Raw genomic sequence first — 19,296 nt, forward strand, 5'->3', positions numbered from 1 at the left:
GCAAGGCCTCCAACTTCCTGGCCATGCTCGGCATCGCCTGCATCCTCATCTGCTACAAGCACCTGGCCAAGCACACCGATGCCTTTTGAGATGAGCTCTAAGGCGGGTTTTCTGTTTCCTGCGAGAGGATCACCCAATTTTTCACACCCACCATGCTTGCCATCTTCCCAGGCCAAGGCACATGAGAAGACCTAGATGACAAGAACCCCAAACCCGTATACGGAGACGGAGCCCAGCCCCCGGCGGGGTCTGATAAGTAAGGATCACCGGAGGTAAGACCAGGAAGCGCCCTGCCCTTCCCCGTCACCAGGGGACACCCGAGACCCCAGGGGACGCCCTTCCATGCCCTGAGGGGCACTCAGTCAGCCTCTTTCCGACCGCGCCCGACAGGCCCCGGTCTGTGGCAACCTTGAGGTCATGCGCCTCGTTATTGCCCGCTGTGTCGTAGATTACGTTGGACGGCTCACAGCCCATCTACCTCTTGCAACGCGTTTGATAATTTTCAAAGCCGACGGGAGTGTGTCCGTCCACGCCGACGACCGCGCCTTCAAGCCGCTCAACTGGATGAACCCGCCGTGCAAGCTGCGCGAGGAGACCGTCGACGAAGGTCCTGACGTGTGGACGGTCACCCACAGCAAGTCCGGCGAGAAGCTCGTGCTGACCGTCGAGGAGGTCATGCACGACACCTCGCACGAACTCGGCAAGGACCCCGGCCTCCAGAAGGACGGTGTCGAGGCGCACCTCCAGGAGCTGCTCGCGGAGCACATCACCACGCTCGGCGACGGCTACACCCTGATCCGCCGCGAGTACCCGACCGCGATCGGCCCCGTCGACATCCTGTGCCGCGACGGCGCGAGCTCGACCGTGGCCGTCGAACTCAAGCGGCGCGGCGACATCGACGGTGTCGAGCAGCTGACCCGGTACCTGGAGCTGCTCAACCGGGACCCCACGCTGGCCCCCGTGCGCGGTGTGTTCGCGGCGCAGGAGATCAAGCCCCAGGCGCGCGTGCTCGCCGAGGACCGCGGCATCGCCTGCGTGGTGCTCGACTACGACGAACTGCGCGGGATCGAACCGGACACGCTGCGCCTCTTCTGACCGCCCGCCGCGTCCCGGCGCCGCGGCTGTCCTCCGAACGGAGGACGGCCCCCGGACCGGACGGCCGATACCGGGCGGGCACGCCGCCCGCGACCATCGACACATGGCATCCACCCCGCCCGTCGTCGAGGCACACGGGCTACGCAAGGAGTACGACGGCCGCGCGGCCGTCGACGGCATCGACCTGACCATCCACCGCGGCGAAGTGTTCGCCCTGCTCGGCCCGAACGGCGCGGGCAAGTCCACCGCCGCCGGGATCCTCGCCGGTTTCCGGGGCCGCGACGCCGGCGAGGCGACGGTCCTGGGCGCCGACCCGGCACGCGCCGGACGCCGGTGGCGGTCGCGGATCGGCATCGTGTGGCAGCAGGAGACCGAGGTCCCCCGCCTGACCGTCCGCGCGGTCGTCCGCCACTTCGCCGGGTACTACCCGCACCCGCGCGACGTCGACGAGGTCCTCGGTCTGGCCGGTCTGACCGAGCGGGCCGACGCCCTGGCGCACACCCTGTCCGGCGGCCAACGGCGCCGCCTGGACGTCGCGCTGGGCATCGTGGGCCGACCCGAACTGCTCTTCCTCGACGAACCCACCACCGGGTTCGACCCGCGGGCGCGGCGCGACTTCTGGCGGACGGTCCGCGACCTGGCCGCCGTCGGCACCACCGTCGTCCTGACCACGCACTACCTGGAGGAGGTCGAGGCACTGGCCGACCGGGTGTGCGTGATCGCGCACGGCCGGGTGCGCGCCGAGGGCCCCACCGACTCGCTGGGCGGGCGGATGACCGGGCAGACGACCGTGTCCTGGCTGGCCGACGGGGAGCCGCGGAGTGTGGACACCGACGAGCCCACCCGGGTGGTGCGACGGCTGTCGGACGCCTTCCGCGGGGAGGTGCCCGGCCTGACCGTGCACCGGCCCACCCTGGAGGACGTGTACCTGAACCTGATCGACGACTCCCCCCGGGAGACCGAACCGAAGGAGGTCGCGGCGTGAACGGCGCGACGACGCGGCGGCTGCCCGGACCGGTGCGGGTGGGGCTGTCCCGGGCCTGGCTGGAGACGCGCGAGTTCGCCCGGCACTGGGAAAGCGTGGCGTTCACGTTCGCGCTCCCGGCCCTCATCCTCCTGCTCTTCGGGGTGATCTTCGACGGCTCCACCGGGGACGACATCTCGGCCGCCGAGTTCTACCTGCCCGGGCTGATCGCGATGGGCCTGATGTCGGTCAGCTTCCAGAACCTTGCCATCAGTATCGCCCTGGAGCGTGAGAACGGAACCCTGCGGCGGATACGGGGAACCCCGATGCCCCCGTCGGCCTACTTCGTCGGCAAGACCGCGCTGGTGTTCGTGCTGGCCCTGGGCCAGGTGGCGGTGCTGCTGGCGATCGCGGTCGGGGTGTACGGGGCCGACCTGCCCACGGACCCCGGCGCGTGGGCGACCATGGTCTGGGTGCTGGTGTTGGGCACGATCTCCTGTGCGCTGCTCGGGATCGCGTTCAGCTCGCTGGCGCGCAGCCCCAGCACCGCCTCGGCCATCGTGGTCGTCCCCTTCCTGGCACTGCAGTTCACCTCCGGCGTCTTCGTGCCGCTGACAATCCTCCCCGGCTGGCTGGTGAACGCCTCCTCGCTGTTCCCCCTCAGGTGGATGGCGCAGGGTATGCGCGCCGCCTTCTATCCGGACGAGGCCGCGGTGCTGGAGCCCAGCGGGGGCTGGGACCTTTCGACCGTCGCCGCCGTTCTGGGAGTGTGGTGCGTGGTCGGCCTCGTCCTGACGCTGGCCACGTTCCGATGGAAGACGAGCGAGGACGGGTAACGGGGATGACCGGGGAACGGGAGGACGACCACGCCTGGCACGTGGGCAGGGCGTGGGGCGTCTACTTCACGGGGTCGATGGCGGTGATCGCCGTGATCGCGGTCACGACCGGCGCCGGCTGGCGCGGCTGGGCCACGGCCGCGCTCCTGGTCGGCACGGTCGGCTGGTATTTCCTCGCCGGGCGGCGCCTCCTGAGCCCGGAGGAGTACTACGGCAGCCCGCGCACGATTCCGTTCCTGGTCGGTCTCGTGGCGCTGATGGTCCCGGCCCTCGCCCTGACCACGACGGCGACGTTCGCCATGTTCGCCGTCTCTCCGCTCGCCTTCATGACCGGCGGCGCGTGGCTGGGCACGGCCACCGCCGCCGCGCTCCTGTTCGGCCCGATCCTGTTCCGGGTCGCCTCCGGCTCCCTCCCCTGGGCGGCCGCGGTCCCGGAACTGCTCATCTTCCTGGTCATCCTGTTCTTCTCACTGTGGTTCGCCCGGTGGTTCGCGCGGGTGATCGCGCAGAGCCACGAGCGCGCCGACCTCATCGCGGCGCTGCGCGCCAGCCGGGAGGAGAGCACACGGCTGTCGGAGGAGGCCGGAGCCCTCGCCGAACGCGAACGGCTGGCGAGGGAACTGCACGACACCCTCGCCCAGGGGCTGACGAGCATCATCACGCTCAGCCAGGCGGTCGAGTCGGAACTGGACACCGACCCCGCGCTGGCGCGGCGGCATGTGGCGCTCATGCGCGAGACGGCCACCGAGAACCTCGCCGAGGCGCGCGCCATGGTGGCCGCCCGTCAACCCGTCCAGTTGGAGAACGAGACCCTGGAGGCCGCCCTGTCCCGCATCACCGGGCGCTTCGGGAGCGAGATCGGCGTCGCCGCGCGCCTGCGCGTGGTCGGGGCTCCGGGCGTCCTGCCCGGAGCCCACCAGGTGGGTCTGCTGCGCGCCACCCAGGAGGCCCTGGCCAACATCCGCAAGCACGCCGGCGCCGGGCGGGCCGACGTCACACTCTCCTTCGCCCCGGAGTCGGTGGAGCTGACCGTGACCGACGACGGGCGCGGATTCGTCCCGGGCGGGTCGGGCGGGCACGGCCTCAACGGGATGCGTGCCCGGGCGGACGCGCTCGGAGGCCTGGTCGAGGTCGAGAGCGCCCCGGGCGCGGGGACGACCGTGCGCCTGGTGCTGCCCCTGGACCCCGAGCCGCCCTCCGACGCGGCTCCCACCACCCGTGTCGCCTCCTGTGAGAGAAGGGCCGCACCGTGACGATCCGTGTCCTGTTGGTCGACGACCACCCCGTGGTCCGGGAGGGCATCCGCGGGATGCTCGGCGCCGAGGCCGACCTGGAGATCGTGGGAGACGCCGCCAGCGGCCCCGAGGCGGTCGCCCAGACCGCCGCCCTCGCCCCCGACGTCGTCCTCATGGACCTGCGCATGCCCGGCGGCGACGGCGTGGCGGCCACCGAACGCATCCGCGCCGAACGTCCCGACTGCCACGTGCTGGTGCTCACCACCTACGACACCGACACCGACATCCTGCGCGCGGTGGAGGCCGGGGCCACCGGCTACCTGCTCAAGGACACCCCGCGGGCCCAACTCGCCGAGGCCGTGCGGGCCGCCGCCCGAGGGGAGACGGTGCTCGCCGCCTCCGTCACGGGTCGGCTGGTGGCGGGGATGCGGCGCCGCCCGGAGACCCCCGCCCTCTCACCCCGGGAGATCGAGGTGCTGCGTCTGGCGTCCGACGGCCGCACCAACGCCGAGATCGGCCGGGCGCTGCACATCAGCGCGACCACGGTCAAGACGCACCTGATGCGCGCCTACGACAAACTGGGGGTGGCCGACCGCACGGCGGCCGTGAGCCAGGCGATCCGCCGGGGGCTGCTCCCCGGTGCGTGATCGGGTGAATCGGGGTCGGGCCAGGGACCGACCCCGATGCGACGGGCCCTCCCGAAGCCGAACAATCGATCTATGGTGGAGACAATGAACGAGATCACCCCCTCGGGCGAGGGCCGGATGCGCGCCTCCGACGCGGACCGCGACCGCGTGGCGCACCTGCTCCGCGAGGCCCTCGCGGAGGGCCGTCTGGACCCCGACGAGCACAGCGAGCGCCTGGAGGCGGTCTACCAGGCCAAGACACTCGGTGAACTGGTCCCCATCACCGCGGACCTGCCCGAGCTGAGCGGGGACGCCGCGCCGGCGGCCCCGACCGCCCCCGGCGGTCCCGCGTCGCTCTTCGGCGGGGCGAGAGTCACGGCGGCCGAGCCCACCAGCCGCCTCGCGGTCGCGGTCATGGGCGGCGCGGACCGGTCCGGGAACTGGGTGGTCCCAGGCCACTTCGTCGCCGCGACCTGCATGGGCGGGGTCGACCTCGACCTGCGCGAGGCCCGGTTCACCCAACGCGAGACCACCATCTGGACCGGTTGCGTCATGGGCGGGATCGACATCGTCGCCCCCGACGACATCGAGGTGCGGGTGCACGGCCTGCCCATCATGGGCGGGTTCGGGGGCGGCCGGGGCCGACGCGGCCCGGCGGCGCCGAACGCGCCGATCGTGCACGTCCGGGGCTTCGCGATCATGGGCGGTGTGGACGTCAGGTACAAGCGGCGCAAGCATCAGCGGGAGACCGACGACTGAGCACGGGGCCCGGCGACGCACGCTCTCCAGACGTTCTGTTCGAAACGAGCCCTTCATCGGACCACAGTGATCAGCCGGACGTAAGGCCCTTGGCTTTTTGTGGCAATTTCTCCCACCGGATCTTGCCGTACTCCTCCGACCGGTGACAGGCTGCACCGGTCGCTTCACCCATGAGCGGGTGTCCGTCCCCCGCGACCGCGGTGTGACGGCCCCGAACGACGGAGGAGGCTCGTTGCGACCGATCCACGACCGCGTTCGACGACACCGCCGGGGAGCATCCCCCTCCCCCACGGCCCGGCGCACGGCGACCGCGGGGCTCATGGCCGCCCTGATGGCCGCCGGAACCCTCGCGGCCGGGCGCCCGCCCACGCCGCGGGGCCCACCGACCCCGCCCGACTGCCCGACACGCTCCCGGAGATGGTGACCACCGGAGCGATCGAGCAGCACATGGAGAACCTCGCCACCATCGCCCGCTACAACGGCGGCAACCGCGCCTCGGGGACACCGGGCTACGACGTGGCCGCCCTGTACGTCGAGAACCAGTTGGAGCGGGCGGGGTACGAGCCTACCGCGACTACTACGAGTACACGGCCTGGGAGGAGAACTCCGACGCCGTCCTGACCCAGACCGCGCCCGAACGGGTCGACCTGGTCAACGGGACTGACTACAGAACCATGTCCTACTCCGCCGCGGGCGATGTGACCGCTCCCGGCGTCCAGGTGGACATCACCGGCGGCGACAGCGGCTGCACCGCCGACGACTTCGCGGGCTTCCCCGCAGGAGCGGTCGCGGTCACCATGCGCGGCGCCTGCTCCTTCGCCCAGAAGACCCAGAACGCTGCCGACGCGGGGGCCTCCGCGGTCCTGGTGATCAACAGCTCCGACGAACTCCTCTCCGGTACCCTCAGCGATCCGTCCGAGATCCCGGCCGTCGGCGTTTCCGGCGCCGCGGGCGCGGACCTGCTGGCAGCCGGGGACGCCCTGGAGCTGCGGGTCATGGTCGACAGCGTCGTGCAGACCCGCGAGTCGTTCAACATCCTGGCCGAGACCGCTCGCGGTCGCGACGACAACGTCGTGGTGGTCGGCGGCCACCTCGACAGTGTCGAGGAGGGCGCGGGCATGAACGACAATGGCAGCGGCACCGCCTTCGTCCTGGAGACGGCCATCCAGCTCGCCGAGCAGGCCCCGCCCCGGAACCAGGTCCGGTTCGCCTTCTGGGGCACCGAGGAGAGCGGCCTGATCGGCTCCACCCGCTACGTCGAGGGTCTGGACGAGGGCGAGCTCGACGACATCGCGCTCTACCTCAACTTCGACATGATCGGGTCCAGCAACTACGCCCGGTTCATCCTCGACGGCGGCGGAGAGCTGCCCGACTCCGAGGCCGCGCCGTCCGGCTCGGGGGCGATCGCGGCCGTCCTGAAGGAGTACTTCGACTCGCAGGGCCAGGTCAGCGAGCCCGGCGTGCTCAGCGGACGCACCGACTACCGGCCGTTCAGCCTCGCGGGCGTCCCGGTCGGCGGTCTGTTCAGCGGCGCCGACGGCGTCAAGACCGAGGAACAGGTCGAGTGGTACGGCGGTACGGCCGGTGAGACCTACGACCCGTACTACCACACCGCCGAGGACAGCATGGCGAACGTCAGCAGCGACTCTCTGAGCGACCTGTCGGCGGCGGGCGCCTACGCGGTGGAGTTCTTCGCCGAGAGCACCCTGCCCGTGAACGGTGTGTTCCGTGCCGCCGCGGCGCCGGACTTCCCGCGCCTGGGCGACGAATGGGTCCGCTAGAACCCTGACCGAAGTCGGGGCGGACGGCGTGAACCCCCCGGTTCCACGCCGCCCGCCCCGAACGGTGCCTCCCCCTCCACGGCGTGCCCGGGTGGCCCCCCTCATCCTCATCCACTCGGGTCCGCCGCTATGGACACCGTGCGGAAACTACGTTGAGTAGCTCCCTGTGTGCAACAAGGTAGCAGTGACATGGGTCACCTTCACCCCATGATGCGGAACAGTTATCCTCCGTCACACGACTTTCACCTGACCACCGCGGCATAGGCTGGCCCCATGACCAAAAGGGACACGGACACACCGGTCGTACTGTCGAAGATCTACACACGCACCGGCGACCAGGGCACCACCGCACTCGGTGACATGAGCCGGACGGGCAAGAACGACACGCGGCTGGTCGGGTACGCCGACACCGAGGAGGCCAACGCCGCCATCGGCGTCGCCCTGGCCCTGGGCGAGGTCCCCGACGACGTGCGCGCCCTGCTCGCACGGGTGCAGAACGAACTGTTCGACCTCGGGGCCGACCTGTCCACCCCGATCACGCCCGACCCGAAGTTCCCGCCCCTGCGCGTCCTTCCCGAGTACGTCACCCGGCTGGAGGAGGCCTGCGACCGCTACAACGCCGACCTGCCCACGCTGCGCAGTTTCATCCTGCCCGGCGGCTCGCCCACGGTCGCGCTGCTGCACTCCGCGCGGATCGTGGTCCGCAGGGCCGAGCGCAGCGTGTGGGCGGCGATCGAGGAGCACGGCGGGACGGTCAACCCGCTCACCGCGCGCTACCTCAATCGCCTGTCGGACCTGCTGTTCATCCTCGGCCGGCACGTGGCCGAGGAGGGCGACGAGGTGCTCTGGAAGCCCGGCGGGGAACGCTAGGGCGTGTTCGACGGCGCATACCCCGCCGCGCGACGGGCGGCATCCACGGCGCACGCCCTGGCCCGCCCCGTGTCCTCCACCGCCCCGGCGGAGGCGCGGTCCCGTCCCCACCCGCCCCGGCGGGCCCCGAAGGCTCTACCGCGCGAGCTCGCGTTCGACGGCCTCCACCTTGCTGTGCAGGCCGTCGACCACACCCTCGCGGATGTCCGCCTTGAGGGTCAGACTGATCCGGTGCGCGCCCTGCCCGGCGGCGTCGACCGCGCGCCTGACGACGTCCATCACCTCGTCCCACTCGCCCTCGACACTGGTGAACATGGACGTGGTCTCGTTGGGCAGCCCGCTGTCGCGGACCACCTTCACCGCGCGGGCGACGGCGGGCGCGATGTGCTCGTCCGTACCGAGCGGAGTCACGGAGAAAGCGACGATCATGGGGTCACCCTAGACCGCGGTCGACGCCCTGTGAAGGACGACACTCACGCCTCCCACCGGTCCCCGGGGGCATCGACTCCATCCAGGACAGGAAACCCGTCAGAGCGGCGTCACCCATCGCGATCTCGAACTCCGCGGCCTCCGGATCGCCGCCGTCCGCGCCCAGCCAGGCGATCTGGACGACGCTCACGTCGCTCGGCAGGTGAGCCCGGTCGCCCTCGTCGGGGGCACGCCGTCCCACGACGACGAGACCGCGGCGCGACAGCATCGCCGTCGGCCGCGGTCTGAGGGAGAAGATCGGGAACCAGCCCAGGCTCTCCGAGCCGTAACGGCCGAAGCCGATACGCCAGGAGCCCCGGCGTCCCGGCACTCCGGGGGCGCGCAGATAACACTCCACGGCCCCGCCGCGCCGTATCAGGGCCCACCGGCGCAGGGTGGCGGCGGCGAGCACCACCAGGAGGACCAGGAGCAGGACGAGGGCGACCCACTGCGTCGACCCCGTCACCATCCCCGCCTGTGCGGAATCCGGCTGCTCCATGTCCCCCCTCGGTCCCGGGTTTGGCTAGGCGACGTCCTCGCCAGCGGCACGCAGACGGCTGCGCGCGCGCCCGAGGCGTCGTTGTCACCCTCCTCGGCGGCGCTGGACAGCGCGGTCCGCGCGCGATCCACGTCGACGTCCTCCGCCAGTTCGGCGGTCTCGGCGAGGATCGAGACCCGGCCCTGGGCGCTGACCGACACGAAACCGCCGTGCGCGGCTGCCCGCACCTCGCCGGTCTCGCGCGCGCCCAGCACGCGCACGACCGCGTCCTGTGCCAGGAGCGCGAGCACCGGCAGGTGCCCCGGCTGCACACCGATCTCACCGTCGACGGTCTTGGCGATGACCATGTCGCCCTCGCCCGCCCAAACCTCACGTTCGGGAGAGACGATCTCGACGAAAAGCTTCTTCGACACTGCCACAAACTCCTCGGCTAGCGGGCGAGTTCGGGCGGGTCGGCCCACGGCCGGCCCGCCCGCAAGAACAACTAGCCCTGCAGCTTCTTGGCCTTCTCGACGGCCATCTCGATGTTGCCGACGTCGAGGAACGCCTGCTCGGGCAGGTGGTCGTACTCACCGTCGCAGAGCGCCTTGAAAGAGGCGATGGTCTCCTCCAGCGGCACGAACACGCCCGGGTTGCCGGTGAACTTCTCGGCGACGAACATGTTCTGCGAGAGGAAGCGCTCCAGGCGCCGCGCCCGGTTGACGATGATCTTGTCCTCTTCGGACAGCTCGTCCATACCGAGAATGGCGATCTGGTCCTGCAGGTCGTTGTTGCGCTGCAGGATCTCCTTCACGCGCTGGGCCACCTGGTAGTGCTCCTCGCCCACGTACTGCGGGTCGAGGATGCGCGAGGTGGAGGCCAGCGGGTCCACCGCCGGGTAGATGCCCTTCTGCGAGATCGGGCGGGAGAGCTCGGTCGTCGCGTCCAGGTGGGCGAAGGTCGTCGCCGGGGCCGGGTCGGTGTAGTCGTCCGCGGGGACGTAGATCGCCTGCATCGAGGTGATCGAGTGACCACGCGTGGAGGTGATCCGCTCCTGGAGCTGACCCATCTCGTCCGCCAGGTTGGGCTGGTAGCCCACGGCCGAGGGCATGCGCCCCAGCAGCGTGGAGACCTCCGAACCCGCCTGGGTGAAACGGAAGATGTTGTCGATGAACAGGAGCACGTCCTGCTTCTGGACGTCGCGGAAGTACTCCGCCATCGTCAGGGCGGACAGCGCCACGCGCAGTCGGGTGCCCGGAGGCTCGTCCATCTGGCCGAAGACGAGAGCGGTGTCCTGGAGGACCTCCATCTCGTCCATCTCCAGGAAGAGGTCCGTGCCCTCACGGGTGCGCTCACCGACGCCGGCGAACACCGACACACCGCCGAAGTTGCGGGCGATACGGGTGATCATCTCCTGGATCAGCACGGTCTTGCCGACGCCGGCGCCACCGAACAGACCGATCTTCCCACCGCGCACGTACGGGGTGAGGAGGTCGATCACCTTGATGCCCGTGACCATCATCTCGGTCTTGGACTCAAGCTGGTCGAAGGCCGGGGCGTCGCGGTGGATCGGCCAGCGCTCGGTGACGTTCAGCTCCGAGGTCGGCACGTCCAGGGCCTCGCCCAGGGTGTTGAACACGTGGCCCTTGACGACGTCGCCCACGGGGACGCTGATCGGGGCGCCGGTGTCGCGCACCTCGGCGCCGCGGACCATGCCGTCCTGCGGGGCGAGGGAGACGGTCCGCACCAGGTTGTCACCCAGGTGCTGGGCGACCTCCAGGGTGATGGTCTTCTCCTTGCCGCCGACGGTGACGTCGGTGTGCAGGGCGTTGTAGAGGGCAGGGAGGGAGCCGACGGGGAACTCCACGTCGACGACCGGGCCGGTGACCCGGGCGATGCGGCCGGTGGCGGTGCCAGCCCCAGCCGTCCCTTCAACAGTCGCAGTCACTTTTGTTACTCACTTCCCGCGCTGGCAGCAGCGAGCGCGTCGGCACCGCCGACAATCTCACTGATCTCGTTGGTGATCTCGGCCTGACGCGCCTGGTTGGCCAGTCGGGTCAGGTTCTTGGCGAGCTCCTCGGCGTTGTCGGTCGCGGCCTTCATGGCCGCGCGACGGGACGCCTGCTGGGACGCGGCGGACTCCAGGAGCGCGAAGAAGATCCTGTTCTGGACGTACTGCGGCAGCAGCCGGTTCAGGGCCTCCTCCGCGGACGGCTCGAACTCGTACAGGGACAGCGGACCCTGCTCGGCCTCCAACTCCTCGCGCGACACCTCCTCGACCTCCATGGGGAGGGCGCGGACGGTGTGCGCGCGCTGGGTCAGCATGGAGACGAACTCCGTCGAGATGACGTGGATCTCGTCGACGCCGCCGTCGGCCGCGTCAGCGGTGAACCTCTCCAGCAGCGCGGAGCCGATCTCCTGGGCGTGCGCGTAGGTCGGCCGCTCGGTGATGCCCTCCCAGCTCGCCTCGACCGGACGGTCGCGGAAGCTGTAGAACATCACGCCCTTGCGGCCCACCATGTACGTGAGGACCTCCTTGCCCTGCTCCCGGAGGAGCCGGGTCAGGGCGTCCGCCTCCTTGAGCACGTTCGCCGAGAAGGCGCCGGCCAGGCCCTTGTCACTGGTGATGACGAGGACGGCCGCGCGGGTGGGCTGGTCCGACTCCGTCAGCAACGGGTGGTCGCTGACGCGTGCCGCCAGGGCCGACACGGCCCGCGTGATCTCCCGCGCGTAGGGTCCGGCAGCCTCAGCGGCACGCTGCGCCTTGGTGATGCGCGTCGTGGCGATGAGCTCCATCGCGCGGGTGATCTTCGCCATCGACTTGGTCGAGCGGATCCTCCGGCGATAGACGCGAAGCTGTGCGCCCATGGGTTACTTCCCGCCCTTGGCGACCTTGATGGTCTCCTGGCCGACCTTCTCCCCGTCCAGCGCCTCGGCGGCGCCGAGCATCGTGCCCGCGGAGGTCTGGAAGCCCTGCTTGAACTTCTCGACGGCGCCTTCGAGGGTCTTCTTGTCGGTGTCCTCGAACTTGCCGGTGTCGCGGATGCTCGCCAGGACGCCCGCGTGCTCGCGGTCGAGGTAGGCCAGGAAGTCCTCCTCGAAGCGGCGCACGTCCTCAACCGGGACGTCGTCCAGCTTGCCGGTGGTGCCGGCCCAGATGGACACGACCGTCTTCTCCATCGAGAACGGGGAGTACTGGCCCTGCTTGAGCAGCTCCATCATCCGGGCGCCGCGCTCCAACTGCTGCTTGGAGACCGCGTCCAGGTCCGAACCGAAGGCGGAGAAGGCCTCCAGCTCTCGGTACTGCGCCAGGCTCAGACGGAGCGTGCCGGAGACGCCCTTGGTCGCCTTGGTCTGCGCCGCGCCACCGACGCGGGAGACCGAGACACCGACGTTGATGGCCGGGCGCTGACCCTGGTTGAACAGGTCGCTCTCCAGGAAGACCTGGCCGTCGGTGATGGAGATGACGTTGGTGGGGATGTACGCCGAGACGTCGCCCGCCTTGGTCTCGATGATCGGCAGCGCGGTCATCGAGCCCCGGCCCATCTCGTCGGAGAGCTTCGCGCAGCGCTCCAGGAGACGGGAGTGCAGGTAGAAGACGTCACCCGGGTAGGCCTCACGGCCCGGCGGGCGGCGCAGCAGCAGGGACACGGCGCGGTAGGCCTCGGCCTGCTTGGTCAGGTCGTCGAAGACGATGAGGACGTGCTTGCCCTCGTACATCCAGTGCTGGCCCAGGGCCGAACCGGTGTAGGGGGCCAGGTACTTGAAGCCCGCGGGGTCGGACGCAGGAGCGGCGACGATGGTGGTGTACTCCATCGCGCCGGCCTCTTCCAGGGCGCCGCGTACACCGGCGATCGTGGAGCCCTTCTGGCCGATCGCGACGTAGATGCAGCGCACCTGCTTGTCGGGGTCGCCGGTCTCCCAGTTGGCCTTCTGGTTGATGATCGCGTCGATGCAGACCGCGGTCTTGCCGGTCTGGCGGTCGCCGATGACCAGCTGGCGCTGTCCGCGGCCGACCGGGGTCATCGTGTCGATCGCCTTGATTCCGGTCTGGAGCGGCTCGTGGACCGGCTTGCGCTCCATCACCGTCGCGGCCTGGAGCTCCAGCTCACGCCGCTCGGTCGTCTCGATCTCGCCCTTGCCGTCGATAGGGGAGCCCAGGGGGTCCACCACGCGGCCCAGGAAGTCGTCGCCCACCGGCACCGAGAGGACCTGGCCGGTGCGCCGCACCTTCTGGCCCTCCTCGATGCTGGTGAAGTCGCCCAGCACGACAGCACCGATCTCACCGATCTCCAGGTTCTGGGCCAGGCCCAGGGTGCCGTCCTCGAACTTCAGCAGCTCGTTCGCCATCGCCGAGGGAAGGCCACCGACGCGGGCGATGCCGTCACCGGAGTAGGTGACGGTTCCGACCTCTTCCGCGCGGGTGGCGTCAGGCTCGTACGACTGGACGAAGCGCTGCAGCGCGTCCCGGATCTCATCCGGCCGGATCGTCAGCTCCGCCATCTCTGCGTTGTCCTTGCTCTCAAATGGCGCCGGGCCGGCGCGTGCGTGCTTGCCTTGCGTGTTCGCGTGTGTCAGCCAGCCAGACGGCGCTGGACCTCAGCGATGCGCCCGGCGATGGTGTCGTCGATGACCTCGTCGCCCACCTGGATGGAGAGTCCACCCAGGACCTCGGGGACGATCTCGATGTTCAGGTGGATGTCACGGCCGTACTTCCGGGTGAGCACGGCCCGCAGGCGCTCCTGCTGGGCCTCGCTCAGGGCGTGCGCGGCGCGGACCACGGCGATGTACCGCTGGGCCCGCTCGGCGACCAGATGCCCGAAGTGTTCGAGCGCCTGCTCCAGAGTACGTCCCCTGGGACGGACGACCGCCTCGCCGACCAGGGCCAGCGTCGCGGCGCTGACCTTGCCCGCGAGCAAAGTCTCCACCAGCGAACGCAGCGCGTCGGGGGCGACGCCGTCACGGGTGAGCGCCGCGCGCAGCTCCGGCTGGGCGACGACGATCCGCTGGAAGCGGAACAGCTCGTCCTCCAGTTCGTCCAGGCGTGTGCCCTCGACGGAGGCGACGGTGGCGTACACGCCCATGCGCTCGACGGTCTCGACCATGTCGGCCGCGGAGGACCAGTCCTGCTGGACGACGTCGCCCACCACGATGAGCGTGGACGGCGACACCTTGTTCTCCAGCAGCTGCCCGGCCAGGGCGGTCTTGGCCTCGGCCGGGTTGGACTGGTCCGCCAACCAGCGGCGGAGCGAGTGCTGGCCGCTCAGCAGGGCGACGACCTCGAAGAGCTCACGGCCCAGGGCGACCGCGAACTGACCGGCGTCGGCCGACGCCAGGACGTTCTCGTCCAGGCGCCGGGTCACCTCTGCCAGGGAGGTACGGCTGATACCACGCATCAGCGCACCTCGGCCTGCGTCGAGCCCTCGCTCCGCTCCAGCTCCTCCAGGAACCGGTCCACCACGCGCGAGCGCGCGGCGTCGTCGCCGAGGGTCTCACCGACGATGCGGGTGGCGAGCTCGGTCGACAGGGCGCCGATCTCACCGCGGAGCTGGAGGAAGGCCTGCTGGCGGTCGGCCTCGATCTGGACCTGGGCGGCCTCGACGATGCGACGCGCCTCGGCCTGGGCCTCCTCGCGAGCCTCGGCGATGATCGCCGCGCGCTGCTCCTTGGCCTTCTCCAGCTCCTGGGCGTACTCGCGGTGCGCCTCTTCGAGCTTCTCCTTGTACTGCTGGCGGATCTCGTCCGCCTCGGTCTCGGCCTTCTGAGCGCGAGCGATGCCACCCTCGATCTGGTCGGCACGCTCGTCAAGCGCCTTCGTCAGCTTCGGCCACATCTTGTAGACGACGCCGAGGATGACGAGGAAGGCGATGAGACCGAAGGTGAACTCGTCCCAGTGAATCCGCAGGACGTTCTCATGTTCAGCTGCCAAAATCACGGTTGGCATCCCCTTCGCGTTCTGTGAACCGCTGTCTAGGCCTGGGCGAACGCGAGAACGAAGCCGAGGATGGCGAGGGCCTCGATGACCGCGAAGCCGAAGATCATCTGGCCCTGGAGGACGCCGCGCGCTCGGGCTGGCGGGCGATGGCCTGCACGCCGAGGCCGAAGACCAGACCGACGCCGATGCCGGGGCCGATGGCGGCGAGACCGTAACCGATGGTGTTGAGGCTACCGGTGATGTCCATGCTGATTTTCCCTTTACTTCTCGCCGACGGCCATGGTGCCGCCGGTGTGAGGTGACGATTCGGACGGGGTCTTGGGGTGCGCGGAGTCGCTGGCCGTGCGGCCGGACTCCTAGTGCGCGCCCTCCAGTGCCTCACCGATGTAGATGGAGGACAGGAGGACGAAGACGTAGGCCTGGACCGCCATGATGAACAGCTCGAAAGCAGTGAACAGCAGGAAGCCGACCAGGGCGAGACCGGAGTAGCCCACCGAGATGGCGCCGAAGAGCGGGCCCATCGGGGAGGTGGGGTTGAACATGTAGAATCCGGCGGCCGCGAACAGCGCGAGCAGCAGGTGCCCGGCGAACATGGTCGCGAACAGACGGATCATGTGCGTGGCGGGCCGGATGATGAAGTTCGACAGCGCCTCGATCGGCACGACGATCGGCAGGATCCAGGCGGGGACGCCGCCGGGGATCAGGCGGGCCTTGAAGTGCCCGCCGAACCCGTGGCGGCGGATGCCGACGTAGTTCCACAGCAGGAAGATGATGATCGCCAGGACCGCGGGGAAGGCCAGGTTGGAGGTCACCGGCAGTTGGAGGCCGGGGATGAGGCCCATGACGTTCATGCTGAAGATGAAGATGAACAGGGTCACCATCAGGGGGAGGTACCTGTCCCCCTCCTTGCCGATGGCGGTCCGGGTGACCTGGTCGCGCAGGAAGCCGACCAGCAGTTCGGCCATGCTCTGACCGCGGCCGGGGACGACCTTGGCCTTGCGCGTGGTGAAGTACCAGAAGGCGGCGGCCACCAGAACGGCGACCACGGCGACCAGGTAGTACTTGTTCAGGCCGGAGGTCCCGGGAAGGCCGAACTCCAGCCACGGCGTGGGGAAGAAGAGGCTGACTCCGGGAGCCTCGAACCCACAGCCGAAGTCGTTGAAAATGTGGCAGCCTTCTTCGGACGCCGCGACGACGCTCACGTCAGCACCCACGGCGATCCCTTTCGTCGTGACGCAACTCAATCCTCAGGGTTGTGATCGGTACGGTGCCGCGCTCGGCGCGGACGGGCGCACCTCGATGTTCGGTCAGGACCGGACATGCTGGGCGTAGATGAGGTAGATCCCGCCGACCAGGCCGACGACCAGCCCGATGGGCAGGAACAGGGCGGACAAGCCCAGTGCCCAGTCGACGACCCAGCCCACGCCGCCCCAGAAGGCGAGACCCCCCAGCAGATACGAGACGAGAGTCGTTCCGTTCGGGGTGGACGGTCCCTCGTCGTCCCCGTTTCGGTTCTCGTTCATCTCGCTCCGGAAGATAGCAGTAGGTCAGCGGACCGCGCACACCACCCCGCCCGCGCGGGTTCACTGGTGTGCTCCGCTGTCCTCAGCGGTGGCCTCGTCCTGCTCCCCGTCGGGGACGATCGTCGGCTGCTTGCTCCGTTTCACGGCCACGGCCTGGGCCGCGAGCCACACGATGACGCACGCCAACGCCGTCCATCCGAAGACGGTGGTGTCCAGGGCCGTGGTGCCCCTGAACAGGAGGAGGATGGCCAACAGGATGCCGAGCTTGGTCGTGTAGACCAGGAACGCCACGGGGAGCAGGAGTTCCGGTCGGCGACCGCCGGTCCAGGAGATGACGAAAGCCGACACGGCGAAGGCGCCGATGACGAGCACCACGCCGAAGAGCGCACCGAACAGGCCTTGGGGCCCGGCCAGAGCGAAGCCGACGATCAGCGCGACCACGCCGACGACGGCAGTCGGAAGCGCGGCGCCGCGGAGAATCCGGGCGTCGTGTTCCTGCATGACAAAGCTCCGTGGGGTTCAGTGGGATCCTGTTCGTGAAAGCTATCACAAGGTTTTTGGTGCCGAATCCCGGGGTTCCTTAACGCACCCTTAACGCCACACGAAGGCCGCCGTGTGCACGCTTTTCGGGATCGGTGTCACCTTCACCACATCCCCAACCGGAGCCCGGCACCGCAGGTCGCACGCACCGGTTCCGAAATCTGCCGACCCCACGCGTGACCGTTCCTTCATCCATCGGATGTCGGATGGTGATTCTCGGCGGGCACCGCCTCGCGCCGACCGCTCCACCGGAGCAGACCGCGGCGCCGCAGACGCGGAAGGGCGATGAGCCCGGCCGCGCACATGGCGACCAGAGCGGTGACCGTCAGCACGATCACCGGAGAGTCGAAGATGGACAGCGACACGGCGGCGAAGGCGACGATCCCGGCCCACAGGTACATCAGGAGCACCGCGCGCACGTGGCTGTGCCCCATGTCCAGCAGGCGGTGGTGGAGGTGGCCCCGGTCGGGAGCGAACGGGGACTTGCCCGCCAGGGTGCGCCGCAGGACCGCGAGCACGAGATCGGAGAGGGGAAGGGCGATCACCAGCAGCGGCAGCAGGATGGGCAGGAAGACCACCAGGCCCGAGGAGTTGAACTCCTGCTGCGCGGTGTTGGCGTCGAACTGCCCCGTCACCGTGATGGTGATCGAGGTCAGCAGGAGGCCCAGCAGCATCGACCCGGTGTCGCCCATGAACACGCGCGCCGGGTGGAAGTTGTGGAAGAGGAAGCCCGCGCACGTGCCCGCCAGGATGATCGCGATCATCGCCGGATAGGACTGGCGCACGAAGCCCTGTTCCACGGCGACCACGTAGTAGTACGCGAAGAACGCCAGGGACGAGATGCCGACGATCCCCGCCGCCAGGCGTCCAACCCGTCGGCGAAGTTCACCGCGTTGATGGTCACCACGATGAGCAGGACCGAGATCATCGCTCCCAGCCACGGCCCGAGGGAGAGCTGCGTCCCGGGCAGCGGCAGCCAGAGCAGCTGCACGCCCTGGGACACGAGGATGCCCGCCGCGGCCACCTGGCCGGCCAGCTTGCTGAGCGCGTCCATGCCCCAGCGGTCGTCGATGATTCCGATGACGGTGATCAGTCCGCCCGCCAGCAGCAGTCCCCGCCAGGTGTGTGCGACGAACACGTTCTGCAGGTGCGGCAGCTGCGCGGAGATCAGCAGCGCCGCCACGAACCCGCCGTAGATGGCGATCCCGCCCAGGCGCGGGATGGGTTCGGTGTGCACGTCGCGGTCGCGGACCGGGGGTGTGGCCCCGAACGCGATGGCGGCGCGACGCACCAGCGGGACCAGAAGGTAGGTGACCGCGGCGGCGATGACGAAGGTGAGTGCGTACTCGCGCACGTCCGGACCCCTCTAGTTCTCGGTCCGTCCGGGGTCTGGCCGGTCTCGGCCGTGCCCGGGACGCCCTCCGGGGACGCGGTGCCCTCGGGGGTCCCGGTGTCCTCGGAGACCCGCGCCTCCTCGTCCCCGCCCGGCTTCGTCCGGCCCCTGCGCAGCTCACCGATGACGGTGCCGCACACGCCGCGCAGCCGATCGATGCCGATGGCTCCGGTTCGCAGCACCCGCGGGACCGCGTAGGTGAGATCGACGATCGTCGACGCGACGGGCGACTCGCACACACCGCCGTCGAGGTAGACCGCCACGTCCTGCTCACCGAGCTGCTCGACCGCCTCCTCCACACGGGAGGCGGCGGGCCGACCCGACTTGTTGGCGCTGCTCACCGCCATCGGCCCGACCTCCTTGAGCAGCTCCAGGGCGACCGGGTCCATCGGCATGCGCACGGCCACGGTGCCCTTGGTGTCGCCCAGGTCCCAGTTCAGGCTGGGGGTCGCGGTGCACACCAGGGTCAGCGGCCCGGGCCAGAACTCCTCCATGAGGTCCCGCCCGTGGTTGCCCAGGTCGTCGACGAGCGCCATGGCCGCGCGCATCGACCCGACGAGCACGGGGGGCGGCATGTCACGGCCGCGCCCCTTCGTGGCGAGCAGGTTGGCCACGGCGGTCGGGCTGAAGGCGTCGGTGCCGATGCCGTACACGGTGTCGGTCGGCAGCACGACAAGGTCGCCTCGGCGTACCGCTGACGCGGCGTCGGCGACGCCGTTCTTGCGGGCGGTCTCATCCGTGCAGTCGTAGATGCGGCTCACCAGCGTTCACCTCAATCTCGAACGGGTCGGGT

At 69.8% G+C, this 19,296-nt stretch carries 17 protein-coding genes and 5 pseudogenes; 8 read left to right on the plus strand and 14 right to left on the minus strand.

All coding sequences use genetic code 11. The features are described 5' to 3' along the window. Window positions 1-417 precede the first annotated feature (417 nt). The 8 genes and pseudogenes from nucS (at window position 418) to BJF83_RS16820 (ending at window position 8,166) form a co-directional block, all read left to right on the plus strand. Window positions 418-1,095 (plus strand): endonuclease NucS, encoded by a 678-nt coding sequence (nucS, locus tag BJF83_RS16785; protein ID WP_075927038.1) that lies wholly within the window; start codon window positions 418-420, stop codon window positions 1,093-1,095. 103 nt (window positions 1,096-1,198) lie between these two features. Next, window positions 1,199-2,080, plus strand: coding sequence for an ABC transporter ATP-binding protein (locus BJF83_RS16790; RefSeq protein ID WP_075927039.1), 882 nt, complete (start codon window positions 1,199-1,201; stop codon window positions 2,078-2,080). Continuing rightward, window positions 2,077-2,895, plus strand: a complete 819-nt coding sequence (locus BJF83_RS16795) for an ABC transporter permease (protein WP_075927040.1) — start codon at window positions 2,077-2,079, stop codon at window positions 2,893-2,895. Before BJF83_RS16790 ends, BJF83_RS16795 begins: the two co-directional genes overlap by 4 nt. A gap of 5 nt (window positions 2,896-2,900) precedes the next feature. Further along, window positions 2,901-4,148 (plus strand): sensor histidine kinase, encoded by a 1,248-nt coding sequence (locus tag BJF83_RS16800; RefSeq protein WP_075927041.1) that lies wholly within the window; start codon window positions 2,901-2,903, stop codon window positions 4,146-4,148. A gap of 56 nt (window positions 4,149-4,204) precedes the next feature. Continuing rightward, complete coding sequence (locus BJF83_RS16805) at window positions 4,205-4,777, plus strand: response regulator transcription factor (protein ID WP_394329350.1); 573 nt, start codon at window positions 4,205-4,207, stop codon at window positions 4,775-4,777. A 72-nt stretch (window positions 4,778-4,849) separates the two neighbouring features. Continuing rightward, a complete protein-coding gene (locus tag BJF83_RS16810) occupies window positions 4,850-5,515 on the plus strand; it encodes a DUF1707 domain-containing protein (RefSeq protein ID WP_075927043.1) in 666 nt (221 codons plus the stop codon). Between the two features lie 319 nt (window positions 5,516-5,834). Then, a pseudogene (locus BJF83_RS16815) lies at window positions 5,835-7,296 on the plus strand (M20/M25/M40 family metallo-hydrolase). Window positions 7,297-7,569: 273 nt separating this feature from the next. Then, on the plus strand, window positions 7,570-8,166 hold the full coding sequence (locus BJF83_RS16820; RefSeq protein ID WP_075927044.1) for a cob(I)yrinic acid a,c-diamide adenosyltransferase: 597 nt from the start codon (window positions 7,570-7,572) through the stop codon (window positions 8,164-8,166). A 135-nt stretch (window positions 8,167-8,301) separates the two neighbouring features. Here the strand turns inward: BJF83_RS16820 and BJF83_RS16825 are convergent, their stop codons facing one another. The 14 genes and pseudogenes from BJF83_RS16825 to BJF83_RS16890 all read right to left on the minus strand — a co-directional run. Continuing rightward, on the minus strand, window positions 8,302-8,595 hold the full coding sequence (locus BJF83_RS16825) for a thiamine-binding protein (protein ID WP_017600345.1): 294 nt from the start codon (window positions 8,593-8,595) through the stop codon (window positions 8,302-8,304). A gap of 4 nt (window positions 8,596-8,599) precedes the next feature. Beyond that, on the minus strand, window positions 8,600-9,133 hold the full coding sequence (locus BJF83_RS16830) for a DUF2550 domain-containing protein (RefSeq protein WP_075927045.1): 534 nt from the start codon (window positions 9,131-9,133) through the stop codon (window positions 8,600-8,602). 24 nt (window positions 9,134-9,157) lie between these two features. Further along, window positions 9,158-9,546 (minus strand): annotated as a pseudogene (locus BJF83_RS16835) (F0F1 ATP synthase subunit epsilon). A gap of 71 nt (window positions 9,547-9,617) precedes the next feature. Further along, window positions 9,618-11,060, minus strand: coding sequence for a F0F1 ATP synthase subunit beta (atpD, locus tag BJF83_RS16840; RefSeq protein ID WP_075927046.1), 1,443 nt, complete (start codon window positions 11,058-11,060; stop codon window positions 9,618-9,620). Between the two features lie 5 nt (window positions 11,061-11,065). Then, window positions 11,066-11,980, minus strand: a complete 915-nt coding sequence (locus BJF83_RS16845; RefSeq protein ID WP_075927047.1) for a F0F1 ATP synthase subunit gamma — start codon at window positions 11,978-11,980, stop codon at window positions 11,066-11,068. A 3-nt stretch (window positions 11,981-11,983) separates the two neighbouring features. Continuing rightward, window positions 11,984-13,615, minus strand: coding sequence for a F0F1 ATP synthase subunit alpha (gene atpA / locus BJF83_RS16850; RefSeq protein ID WP_075927048.1), 1,632 nt, complete (start codon window positions 13,613-13,615; stop codon window positions 11,984-11,986). A 71-nt stretch (window positions 13,616-13,686) separates the two neighbouring features. Continuing rightward, window positions 13,687-14,508 (minus strand): F0F1 ATP synthase subunit delta, encoded by an 822-nt coding sequence (locus BJF83_RS16855; protein ID WP_075927049.1) that lies wholly within the window; start codon window positions 14,506-14,508, stop codon window positions 13,687-13,689. Next, the gene (gene atpF / locus BJF83_RS16860; RefSeq protein ID WP_075927050.1) at window positions 14,508-15,056 is read right to left on the minus strand and encodes a F0F1 ATP synthase subunit B; all 549 of its coding nucleotides are present in this window, start codon (window positions 15,054-15,056) and stop codon (window positions 14,508-14,510) included. Before atpF ends, BJF83_RS16855 begins: the two co-directional genes overlap by 1 nt. A gap of 26 nt (window positions 15,057-15,082) precedes the next feature. Next, window positions 15,083-15,294: pseudogene (gene atpE, locus BJF83_RS16865) on the minus strand (ATP synthase F0 subunit C). 109 nt (window positions 15,295-15,403) lie between these two features. Next, a complete protein-coding gene (atpB, locus tag BJF83_RS16870; RefSeq protein WP_075927051.1) occupies window positions 15,404-16,261 on the minus strand; it encodes a F0F1 ATP synthase subunit A in 858 nt (285 codons plus the stop codon). 93 nt (window positions 16,262-16,354) lie between these two features. After that, window positions 16,355-16,570: a hypothetical protein gene (locus BJF83_RS16875; RefSeq protein WP_075927052.1), complete on the minus strand. Its 216-nt coding sequence runs from the start codon at window positions 16,568-16,570 to the stop codon at window positions 16,355-16,357. A 60-nt stretch (window positions 16,571-16,630) separates the two neighbouring features. Further along, window positions 16,631-17,071, minus strand: a complete 441-nt coding sequence (locus BJF83_RS16880) for a hypothetical protein (RefSeq protein WP_075927053.1) — start codon at window positions 17,069-17,071, stop codon at window positions 16,631-16,633. A 227-nt stretch (window positions 17,072-17,298) separates the two neighbouring features. Further along, window positions 17,299-18,464, minus strand: a pseudogene (locus BJF83_RS16885) (MraY family glycosyltransferase). A gap of 124 nt (window positions 18,465-18,588) precedes the next feature. Then, a pseudogene (locus BJF83_RS16890) lies at window positions 18,589-19,264 on the minus strand (L-threonylcarbamoyladenylate synthase); the annotation flags it as partial. Between the last annotated feature and the right edge of the window lie 32 nt (window positions 19,265-19,296).

The sequence above is a fragment of the Nocardiopsis sp. CNR-923 genome (assembly GCF_001942255.1).
Lineage (GTDB): Bacteria > Actinomycetota > Actinomycetes > Streptosporangiales > Streptosporangiaceae > Nocardiopsis.